The organism is Enterobacter cloacae complex sp. P24RS, from assembly GCF_014982165.1.
Lineage (GTDB): Bacteria > Pseudomonadota > Gammaproteobacteria > Enterobacterales > Enterobacteriaceae > Enterobacter > Enterobacter quasihormaechei.
In genome coordinates, this window is record NZ_JADCKU010000005.1 from 95,491 (window position 1) to 106,031 (window position 10,541).

Here is a 10,541-nt window from a genome sequence, read left to right on the forward strand (position 1 = left end):
ACCTCTCCTGAAAAATAATCATGACTTATTGCCGGTGGCGTTCTTAAGGGCCATACGGGCGGTAATGCGCAGGCGCAGCAAGCGCCATAAAATCCAGACCAGCGTGGCAGTGGCAATGCTCGCCGTCAGTAAATAAGTATCGTTGTAAGCCAGAATATTTGCCTCAAGCGCCGTCACCGTCTGGAGCTGGGTAATGGCCTGGGTGCCCAGCAGGGAACTGTCGCCAATCAGGCTTTTATACATCTGGGTGTAAAGCTGAATACGTTCGTTCACCAGCGGGTTCAGGGTGGTGAGCTGGTCGGCCAGCAGGCTGGAATGGTACTTCTCGCGCCAGGTCTGGAAGGTGCCGAGGATCGCGGAACCCAGCAGGCCCCCAAGGTTCTGACTCATGCCAAACATCACGGAAAAGCTGACCAGGTTGCGCGGGTCGGCGATCACCCCGCCAATGGCGGCCAGCATCGCAGGCGCGAGGAAGAAAGCGCTGCCGAAGCCCAGCAGGAACTGGCTGAACATTAGCTGATCCGGTCGGGTCAGGTTGTTAGACTGGCTGTCCAGCAGCGAGGCGATAATCATCAGCGCCAGCGAGGTGATAATCGGCCAGGCCAGTTTAGTGGGTTTTATCGTCAGGCAACTGGTGACGATACCGCAGACAATCCCGGCGAAAATAGCCCATGCCAGATGGGTCATCTGTTCATTCTGTAGGCCTACATATTGCAGCCAGCCGATGACGCCGGTGTTCTGCTCCGCCAGCACGATGCGGATCAGCAGCATAATCAGCCCCAGACGTACGATGCTGCCGCTGGAGAGCCAGCGGGTATTGAGCAGCGGGTTGCTGCGGTTATGCTCAAACACAATCGCTGAGACAATCAGCACCAGCGAGAGGGCCAGCGCCCAGCCGATCCACGGCGCTTCAAACCACCAGTCCAGGCGCCCTAACGACAGAACCGCGCACAGCAGCGCCATGCCGGGTGCCAGCAAAAAGAAGGTGATGAAATCTTTCTTCTCGAAAACTTTGCGCCGATCGCCCGGGGGCAGCTTTAGCACCATCACGCAGGCCAGCGATATCAGGGCCAGACCCAGTTCGAAGAAGTACAGTCCACGCCACTCGTCAAGCTGTAACAGCTCGGTGGAGAACAGCCGCGCCAGCGGGATCGCCAGCGACGATCCGGTAATGCCGATGGTCAGCGCCTTCAGTCGATGCTTCGCGGGCCAGGCCTGTATCTGGTAATAAATGCCGAGCGAGCTGAGCGCGGCGGCGACCATCCCGTGCGCCGCACGCACCATCAGCGCCGAGCTGAGATCGTTCACAAACAGGTGGAAAAAGGTGACCAGCACATACAGCACCAGGAAGCCTTCCGTAAACGCGCGTAAACCGTACTGCTGGCGAAACTTCACCAGCAGCAGGTTTATGGAGACGTTGGTCATAACATAGACCGCAGGCAGCCAGGCGATTTCGGTCGACCAGGCGCCGAAGGTGCCTTGAAGATTTTGCAGATTGGCGGTGACGACCGCGTTACCCAGCGCCCCGGTCAAACACACCAGCAGGCCGACCACGCCATAGGCGATCCGTTTTGGGGTGGGATGTTCCGGGGTGGAAGGGGAACCCAGCAGGGCGGGTTTCTCGTGTGGCTGCCACTCGCGAGGAGCATAAGGATCGCGTTGGGGCAGGCGCATAACGGGATTTACCTTTCAAAAAGTTGAATTGTGAGCGGGCTAATGATTCTACGGTTGCCGCAAATCATAATTCAAGTGAATACGATTATTGTATGTTAATCGAATGTAGAGGGAGTAATGAAGAAAAAGTGCGGCTCGCGAACGGAGCCGCAAAAATATTATCGCTGTTCCGGCTGCGCCTGAAGGTGGCGTTCACGGTTGATGCGGCTTGCACAAAAAATTGCAACGAGGGAGATAGCAACCGTCACGCCCAGATACCAGGCCACGGGTACCCAGTCGCCGTCGTATTTCGCCAGCAGTCCGGTAGCTATTAGCGGTGCCGTTCCACCCGCCAGCGCGGCCCCAAGTTGATATCCCAGCGTGATACCGGTGTAGCGAACGTTGGCACTGAAAATTTCAGAGCAGAGCGTCCCGAGAACTGCCGTCACCGGTGCCCACAGTACGCCAAAAGCGATAACGGTCGCGAGCACAATTCCCCAAGTGGTACCGGTATTCAGCAGCATAAACCAGGGCACGATAAACAGGCCGAGCATGAAGACACTGACGGAGTACATTCGCTGGCGGCCAACCCTGTCGGAGAGCAGCCCCATCAGCGGGATCATGATAGTGGCGACCAGTGCGCCAAGAGTTACTGCCTCCAGCGCCTGGGATTTCTGATAGGTCAGGGTGGTAGTGGCGTAGCTCACGACAAACGTGGAGAAAATATAGAACGGTGCTGTCTCAACAACCTTAAGCCCGGCGGCAATTAGCACTTCACGCCAGTGGTGTTTTAGGGTGTCGCGCAGCGGAGCTTTCGCAACCTGACCGGATTTTTTCACTTTCTGGAAATCAGGCGTTTCGTCAATATCTTTCCGGATCCACAGCCCCAATAATACCAGCACGGAACTGAGCAGGAACGGAATGCGCCAGCCCCAGGAGAGAAAATCCTCTTCGCTGAAGAGCGTCATTAGCGAGACGATAAATGTTGCCATCAACATGCCGATGGTAACGCCCGCCTGCGGAATACTGCCGAAGAAGCCTTTGCGTTTTTCTGGCGCATACTCGTAAGCCAGCAGCAGCGCGCCACCCCATTCACCGCCGATACCCATCCCCTGAATAATACGCATCAGGATCAGCAACGCGGGCGCCCACATCCCGATCATGTCGTAGGTGGGCAGCAGGCCAATCATCACGGTTGCACCTCCCATCAATGAAAGGGTGAGGACAAGCGTTTTTTTGCGACCGATACGATCCCCGATATGTGCAAAGAGAACGCCGCCAATGGGGCGAATAAAGAAGGTCAACGAGAAGGAGAGATAGGAGAGGATCAGCCCGATTACCGGGTCGACCATCGGAAAGAAAATCTTGTTAAACACCAGGGCGGCAGCGGTGCCATAGAGAAAATAATCAAACCATTCAATAGAACTTCCCGTAAGACTGGCAATTAATACCTTTTTGTTTTTCCGCAATACCGTTGTCGTGCTCTCATGTTGTGTCATGACTCAAAACTCCGCCACGTGGATGATAATAGAGGTGTTACCTGGCGCGCTTCAGGTGCAACCTGTCGGTGTGTAATGGTTGTTAAATTGTTAAGAAACTTAGGGTTGGATGTTACATTTGGCAAGTCAGCCAGAACTAAAACGGGTCAGATCACGCTGGATTAAGCAGCAACAGGTGCTTTTTCAGCACGCTGTTTTGGCAGGATGTATTGAAGGGCAGATAATCAAAAGCACAAACCCAGGGTGCAACCCAATTGTTTTTGGATGTTTCTGGTTATTTCATCAAAATGACAAATATGCCGCGTAATGAGCACCTCCGCTTTCAGAGTGATCTCCTTTTCAACCCCGTTGCGTGAAGTACTCTAAAGATGAATGCTGTAAGGAGGTAACGATGACAATGGCACTTTTCCCCTGTCTGCCTGGCACAACCCTCGACGCCGTGAATACCGTCGGGGCGTGGCTTGCTCAGGATGACTATCAGGACAACCAGCCCGTTGATCTGGTGATTCTGGCGGGTAACGCGGTTATTCCCGCGATTGATGCTGCCTGTAAAATCGCGGCTGAACAGGGTGTTCCTCTGATCATCAGCGGCGGGATCGGTCACTCGACGACCTTCCTTTACGCCGCGATTGCGAAACACCCCCGCTACAACAGGATACCCACCACCGGGCGGGCCGAGGCGGCTATCCTGGCCGACATTGCCCGCGAGTTCTGGAATATTCCGGCTGAGAAACTGCACGTTGAGGACCAGTCCACCAACTGCGGGGAAAACGCCCGCTTCAGCTGGGCGTTAATGAAACAATCCGGCCTGAACGCCGCACGGGTGCTGGTGGTGCAGGACCCGACGATGCAGCGTCGCACAATGGCTACGTTTGCCCGCGTATGCCGCGACGAGAGCGTATCGCCCGCCTGGGTGAGTCACCCCGGCCTGACCCCGGTGCTGCAAAACAGCGACGACGGTCTGGTCTTTAGCGGCCCGGTTGAGGGGTTATGGCCGGTAGAGCGCTACCTGTCGCTGGTGCTGGGTGAACTTCCGCGATTAAGGGACGACATTAACGGCTACGGTCCGGCGGGGCGTGACTTTATTGCCCACGTCGACATCCCCGCCGAGGTGGAGTCGGCGTGGCAGACCTTGCGAAACGACGTCATCCTCACCGACGCGCTGGTGAGCCGTTCTCTGCTGTAGCGATCTGCCCGTTTGCGCCATCTTTTACGCAAACGGGCATCTCATGTTGCCGATTTGTAATTCCTTAAGCGTGCTGACCCGTTTCTTTTATGAGATATCTCACAAAAACAGGCTCATACAGTAGGCATTTGCCCCGGTAATTATAGTTTTTAACAATAAGTTTACTTGTTGAAAACAGTGTAATTACAGGAGCAGGTTATGACAGTACCCGTACAACATCCTATGTATATCGATGGACAGTTTGTTGCCTGGCAGGGTGATGCATGGATTGACGTGATCAATCCGGCCACGGAAGAGGTCATTTCCCGTATTCCCGACGGCGGCGCCGAGGATGCCCGCAAAGCCATTGATGCGGCAGAGCGCGCGCAGGCTGGCTGGGAGGCGCTGCCTGCCATTGAACGCGCAGGCTGGCTGCGCAAAATTTCCGCCGGGATCCGCGAGCGCGTCAGTGAAATCAGCGCGCTGATTGTGGCCGAAGGCGGCAAGATCCAGCAGCTGGCGGAAGTGGAAGTGAACTTTACCGCTGACTATATCGACTATATGGCCGAGTGGGCGCGCCGTTATGAAGGGGAAATCATTCAGAGCGACCGTCCGGGCGAGAATATTCTGGTGTTTAAACGCGCCCTCGGCGTGACCACCGGCATCCTGCCGTGGAACTTTCCCTTCTTCCTGATCGCCCGTAAGCTCGCCCCCGCGCTGATCACCGGCAACACCATCGTTATCAAGCCGAGCGAATTTACCCCAAACAACGCCATTGCGTTCGCCAAAATCGTCGACGAGATTGGCCTGCCGAAAGGCGTCTTTAACCTGGTGCTGGGCCGCGGTGAAACCGTTGGACAGGAGCTGGCCGGGAACCCGAAAGTGGCGATGGTAAGCATGACCGGCAGCGTCGGGGCGGGCGAGAAGATCATGGCAGCGGCTGCGAAAAACATCACCAAAGTGGGGCTGGAGCTGGGCGGTAAAGCACCGGCTATCGTGATGGACGATGCCGACCTCGAGCTGGCGGTGAAGGCCATTGTCGATTCACGCGTTATCAACACCGGACAGGTCTGTAACTGCGCTGAACGTGTTTACGTCCAGAAAGGGATCTACGACCGCTTTGTCAATCGTCTGGGCGAGGCCATGAAAGCCGTCCAGTTCGGCAATCCGGCGGAACGAACCGACATTGCCATGGGGCCGCTGATCAACGCCGCCGCGCTGGAGCGCGTGGAGCAGAAGGTGGCGCGCGCGGTGCAGGAAGGGGCAAAAGTTGTCCTTGGCGGTAAGGCAGCAGAAGGCAAAGGGTATTTCTATCCCCCAACGCTGCTGCTGGACGTGCGTCAGGACATGACCATCATGCACGAAGAGACCTTTGGTCCGGTGCTGCCCGTGGTGGTTTTCGACACGCTGGAAGAGGCGCTGAAAATGGCCAACGACAGTGACTACGGTTTAACCTCGTCTGTTTATACGCAGGATCTGAACGTCGCCATGAAAGCCATTAAAGGGCTTAAGTTCGGTGAGACCTACATTAACCGCGAAAACTTTGAAGCGATGCAGGGCTTCCATGCGGGCTGGCGGAAATCCGGTATCGGCGGGGCGGACGGTAAACACGGTCTGAATGAGTATTTGCAGACGCAGGTGGTCTATTTGCAGTCGTAATCAAGAGCCCCCTCCGTGCGAGGGGGTTCACATTTTCAGGAAAGGTGGTTATGTTGGCGCGTTAGTTGTTATTTATCGGGAAACGACATGCGCACAAAATATACGGGTCTGCAAATCAGCATTCACTGGCTGGTTTTTCTGTTAGTTATTATGGCCTATTGCGCCATGGAGTTCAGGGGATGGTTCCCGCGAAGCGATCGTCCGCTCATTAATATGATCCACGTTTCCTGCGGGATCAGCATCCTGGTGCTGATGGTGGCGCGCCTGCTTATTCGCCTTAAATTCCCGGCTCCGCCTATTCAACCGAAGCCAAAAGCGATGATCACCGGGTTGTCTCATCTGGGGCACCTGGTTATCTACCTGCTGTTCATTGCGCTGCCGCTGATCGGCATCGTGATGATGTATAACCGGGGAAATGACTGGTTTGCCTTTGGCCTGACGATGCCGCATGCGGCGGAGGGGAATTTTGACCTGGTGGACAGCCTAAAAGAGTGGCACGTGACCCTGGCGAATCTGGGCTATTTCGTCATTGGTTTGCACACCTTTGCCGCGCTAATGCATCACTACTTCTGGAAAGACAACACGCTACTGCGCATGATGCCGAAAAAGCGTCAGTAAACGATAATGCCCTGCCAGTCCGCAGGGCATTTTTTTCGCTGTTTATTGCAGCTGCGCGCGCTCCTGCGTCGTTAACTCCAGCGTCTGGGTTGAACCCGTTTTCGACGATTTGACCGCCGCTTCCAGCACCGCCATCACCGCCAGCGCTTCCACCGGATGGACCGGATTATCAATCTTGCCGTTCAGGGCATCGCGCACGTTGATATAGTACTGTCGCTGATCGCCTTTTGGCGCAGGGATAGCGCTGGCCTCCCCCTGAGCATTAAACAGCACCATATCGTCGCTATCTTCACCCCAGCTTTCGCTGCCTGGAATGACGCCCGCCAGCAGCTGGGCTTCCTGCTGGTCGATGCGCGCTTTCACTACGCTCGCTTTGTCGCCGTGGACCGTAAAGCGTGAAACGCCGCCCGCCACCAGCATGCTGCAATGGAGGATCACTTTGTGTTCAGGATAATTCAGCACCACGTGCGCCCAGTCGTTAATCTCTGCGCCGTCACGCAGCGTGGCGATGTTGCCCTGCACCGACTGTGGCAGTCCAAAAAGCTGTAGCGTTTGGTCAATCATGTGCGGGCCTAAGTCGAACCACAGGCCGCTGCCGGGAACGTTTTGCTCTCTCCAGCGCACGCGAACCTCCGGGCGGAAACGATCGATATGTGACTCAAGGTGTTTTACCTTGCCGATGCTGCCTTGCGCAATCACCTGCTTAATGCCGAGAAAATCGCTGTCCCAGCGGCGGTTATGGAAGACAGAAAGCAGCAGCTGTTTTTCTTCAGCCAGTGCAATCAGATCCCGCGCTTCCTGCATATCCAGCGTGAACGGTTTATCTACCACCACGTGCTTGCCGGCGTTCAGGGCCAGCGTAGCCAGCGGCGCATGGGTCGCGTTGGGGGAGGCGATCACCACCAGGTCGATATCCGGGTGCTGAATGGCCTCTTCTGGCGTGGCGACAACGAGGACGTCGGGCAGATCGCGTTTGACCTTCTCTTCATCCCGGGATGAGACCACCGCCAGCTTCAGGCCATCGACGGACCGGATCAGCGGGGCATGAAACGTCTTACCTACAAAACCATACCCGATCAGCGCAATATTGATTGTCTTCACTTTATTCATGACCTTCTCCACGTTAATGCGCGCAAACGGTAACCTGCAAGGCGCCAGGGTCCCCGAGCTCTGCCCAGGGACGATCTAAAAACAGTTGATGAATCTGGGATAACCCCGAAACCAGATACGGTTCGCACTGGTTGAGCTTAAGGTGATCGGCGACTATCCAGCGCGCCTGGCTTGCGGCCAACATGGCTCGCTTTACCTCGGCATCCGCCTCCTGACTGGCGCTTAACCCGAGCTCGGCATGAATGGCGCATGCGCCAAGAATGGCGATATCTGCCCGATAGCGAGAGAGCAGGGAAAGGGTGGCACTTCCGGCAAACAGGCGCTGTTTCTGATCCCACTTTCCACCGAGCAGGATCAGATCAATATCCTCCCGAGCGCTAACCAGCTGGGCGATATCGAGAGAAGGGGTAATGATGGTCAGCGGCCCCTGAAGGAAAGAGGCAACGGCCAGTATTGTGCTTCCCGCGTCCAGAAAAAGCGTCGAGCCCGCAGGCACATGTTGCGCCACCTGTTTACCCAACTGCTGCTTAATTTCAGGAAGCAAGGTATTCCTGCTGACACGGGTCATCGTCGAGAGATTGAGTGCGATGGCTCCGCCATGATTTTTTTGCGCAAGGCCCTGCTTTTCCAGGTCGGTCAAATCGCGACGGATGGTGTCAGCCGATACCAGTAGCCTTTCTGCCAGCTCGGTGATGCTGGCCTGGCCTTGTTCACTAATAATATCAAGCACATATTTCTGTCTGGCGGTTTTATGCATGAGGGCACTATCCTGCAAAATGTCGCAATATCTCGCAGTTTACAGCATTTTGCAGGAAAAGAAATGAGGCAGGTGTGCAATGTTATCTAAAAACAGTTTAATGAGGTTATTATTGATATCGCATTAATCATTCTTCAAAAACATGTATTTAACTTTTATCCAGGTTGTTATCGCTATGTTTTACATAGGAATTTGGGTTAAGTCGCCAGTTTGCAGGCGGTAATTGGTTTTTTTATCTAATTTATAATTAAAAAATAGTGCTTGTATCTATATAGGTTCAGGTGAATAGTATAATACTTCAATTTTATCCGCCGAATTACTTAAATTGACACTTCTTTGAAAATCTTTGTGTCTGATTCAAGATGAAATTAACGCAAAAATGTACATCAGGGCATTTCGGAATTTTCCTTAAATTACAGGGGTTTTATAAGTTTCATTTAAAACGCGTCTTATAGCGTTTTGTCCAGAAACCCCATCTTTTTTCTTGTTTGCAACACCACGTTAACATTGCGGGTGTGGTTGCACATATCACATTTTGTTATGCTGCAAATCAATTAATTTTTAAGTAAATTCTTAAAATAAAATAGACGTAGTACGGCTCTCATCTCAAATGAAATGGGTATGGGGAACTATTACCTGAATTTATCAAACAGGAGTGGGGGAATATTTGAAAAAATATTTATACCTCTTCATGGGTAATTATTTAGCCATTGCCTGGAGTCGGAGGAGATAATGAAGATGAAATGCAATAACAGGTTGCTTAAATTATCTGCTTCACTGACCTTCATTTCGCTGGTGGTGACTGCGGCGCATGCAAATAACGGCCCGGTGGGAATATCGCCCGTTGCGGCAATGACAATGAAAGAAAGTATTCTTTTCGCACTGGACCGCGATCCGTCGGTGAGCCAGCAGGCGGCACAGCTGGGGATCGGCCAGGCGCAAATAGATGAAGCGCGCAGTGCCTGGATGCCACAAATTGCTCTGAACGGGAGCACCGGTCACAGCCAGACCACCGATTCGAGCGGCTCGTTGCGAAATTCCGCTGCCTGGGGCCTGAGCCTGACGCAGCTGGTGTACGATTTTGGCAAGACCAACAACAGCATCAGCCAGTCTTCAGCGCAGCGTGACAGCTATCGCTATCAGCTGATGGGCACGATGTCTGCCGTCGCGGAAAAAACGGCCCTCAGCTATGTGGAGGTCAAGCGCTACAGCGATCTGTTGCAGGCGGCAACAGAGAACGTGCAGGCGCTTAAAAACGTCGAGCAACTGGCAAAACTCCGCGCCGATGCTGGCGTAAGCTCCACCTCTGACGAGCTTCAGACCCGTACCCGTATCGCCGGTATGCAGGCCACGGTAGAGCAGTATAATGCGTCCCTGAATAGCGCCCGCGCGCGGCTGGCGGTATTAACCGGCATACAGGCTGAACGCTATTCACCGGTACCTGGAAGACTGGCCGTGGAGCCGGGTTCTCTCAATCGTATTGATTATTCACTGATTCCTGCGGTGATGGCCGCACAGAACATGGAGCGTTCCGCTCAGTATGGGGTCGAAACCGCGAAGTCTCAGCACTGGCCGACCTTGAGCCTGAAAGGGGGCCGGACCCGGTATGAGTCGGATAATCGCGCCTACTGGGATGACCAGATCCAGCTCAATATTGACGCACCGCTTTATCAGGGCGGCGCGGTCTCGGCGCGCGTGCGTCAGGCTGAAGGGGCAAGGGCGATGGCATCGACTCAGGTCGATCAGGCCCGTTTTGATGTCCTGCAAAAAGCCTCCGTCGCGCAGGCCGACTGGACCGGAGCGCGAGGACGAATGGAGGCCGGGAAACGACAGCTGGAAAATGCGCTGCGCGCCCGCGACGTCTACAAAAATGAATATACCCTGAGCAAGCGCAGCATTAACGATCTGCTCAGCGTGGAACAGGATGTCTGGGCTGCTACCTCAGCAAAAATAATGGCTGAATACGATGGCTGGAGTGCGGCGATTAATTACGCATCCGCAGTGGATAATCTCATGCCGCTTATCGGAATCGAGAAAAACGCTGCCGCGAAGCTACCTGATTTGAGTTAAAAAAAGGCGC

General features: G+C 54.4%; 8 protein-coding genes. 4 read left to right on the top strand and 4 right to left on the bottom strand.

The window, feature by feature from the left end; all coding sequences use genetic code 11:
* Positions 1–18: 18 nt before the first annotated feature.
* A complete protein-coding gene (locus INF58_RS06780; protein WP_063451390.1) occupies positions 19–1,674 on the bottom strand; it encodes an MFS transporter in 1,656 nt (551 codons plus the stop codon).
* A 158-nt stretch (positions 1,675–1,832) separates the two neighbouring features.
* The gene (locus INF58_RS06785; RefSeq protein WP_193527323.1) at positions 1,833–3,152 is read right to left on the bottom strand and encodes an MFS transporter; all 1,320 of its coding nucleotides are present in this window, start codon (positions 3,150–3,152) and stop codon (positions 1,833–1,835) included.
* Positions 3,153–3,543: 391 nt separating this feature from the next.
* Here INF58_RS06785 and INF58_RS06790 point away from each other — a divergent pair, with 391 nt between their 5' ends.
* From INF58_RS06790 to cybB, 3 genes are all read left to right on the top strand, one after another.
* Positions 3,544–4,338, top strand: a complete 795-nt coding sequence (locus INF58_RS06790; RefSeq protein WP_193527324.1) for a YdcF family protein — start codon at positions 3,544–3,546, stop codon at positions 4,336–4,338.
* A gap of 198 nt (positions 4,339–4,536) precedes the next feature.
* Positions 4,537–5,976: an aldehyde dehydrogenase gene (gene aldA, locus INF58_RS06795; protein WP_063866765.1), complete on the top strand. Its 1,440-nt coding sequence runs from the start codon at positions 4,537–4,539 to the stop codon at positions 5,974–5,976.
* Between the two features lie 87 nt (positions 5,977–6,063).
* The gene (gene cybB, locus INF58_RS06800; protein WP_193527325.1) at positions 6,064–6,594 is read left to right on the top strand and encodes a cytochrome b561; all 531 of its coding nucleotides are present in this window, start codon (positions 6,064–6,066) and stop codon (positions 6,592–6,594) included.
* A gap of 42 nt (positions 6,595–6,636) precedes the next feature.
* Here cybB and INF58_RS06805 read toward each other — a convergent pair whose 3' ends face one another.
* Both INF58_RS06805 and INF58_RS06810 read right to left on the bottom strand, forming a co-directional pair.
* On the bottom strand, positions 6,637–7,704 hold the full coding sequence (locus INF58_RS06805; RefSeq protein WP_193527326.1) for an oxidoreductase: 1,068 nt from the start codon (positions 7,702–7,704) through the stop codon (positions 6,637–6,639).
* A gap of 13 nt (positions 7,705–7,717) precedes the next feature.
* Positions 7,718–8,461, bottom strand: coding sequence for a DeoR/GlpR family DNA-binding transcription regulator (locus tag INF58_RS06810; protein ID WP_193527327.1), 744 nt, complete (start codon positions 8,459–8,461; stop codon positions 7,718–7,720).
* 732 nt (positions 8,462–9,193) lie between these two features.
* On the opposite strand from INF58_RS06810, the gene INF58_RS06815 reads away from it, so the two are divergent.
* Entirely contained in the window at positions 9,194–10,531 is a 1,338-nt protein-coding gene (locus INF58_RS06815; protein WP_193527328.1) for a TolC family outer membrane protein, read from the top strand.
* The last annotated feature ends 10 nt before the right edge of the window (positions 10,532–10,541 follow it).

What these genes read in the sequence shown, in the direction of transcription:
- INF58_RS06780 (WP_063451390.1), bottom strand. Translation starts at nt 1,674, where the DNA reads ATGCGCCTGCCCCAACGCGATCCTTATGCTCCTCGCGAGTGGCAGCCA.
- INF58_RS06810 (WP_193527327.1), bottom strand. Translation starts at nt 8,461, where the DNA reads ATGCATAAAACCGCCAGACAGAAATATGTGCTTGATATTATTAGTGAA.
- INF58_RS06785 (WP_193527323.1), bottom strand. Translation starts at nt 3,152, where the DNA reads ATGACACAACATGAGAGCACGACAACGGTATTGCGGAAAAACAAAAAG.
- INF58_RS06790 (WP_193527324.1), top strand. Translation starts at nt 3,544, where the DNA reads ATGACAATGGCACTTTTCCCCTGTCTGCCTGGCACAACCCTCGACGCC.
- INF58_RS06805 (WP_193527326.1), bottom strand. Translation starts at nt 7,704, where the DNA reads ATGAATAAAGTGAAGACAATCAATATTGCGCTGATCGGGTATGGTTTT.
- cybB (WP_193527325.1), top strand. Translation starts at nt 6,064, where the DNA reads ATGCGCACAAAATATACGGGTCTGCAAATCAGCATTCACTGGCTGGTT.
- INF58_RS06815 (WP_193527328.1), top strand. Translation starts at nt 9,194, where the DNA reads ATGAAGATGAAATGCAATAACAGGTTGCTTAAATTATCTGCTTCACTG.
- aldA (WP_063866765.1), top strand. Translation starts at nt 4,537, where the DNA reads ATGACAGTACCCGTACAACATCCTATGTATATCGATGGACAGTTTGTT.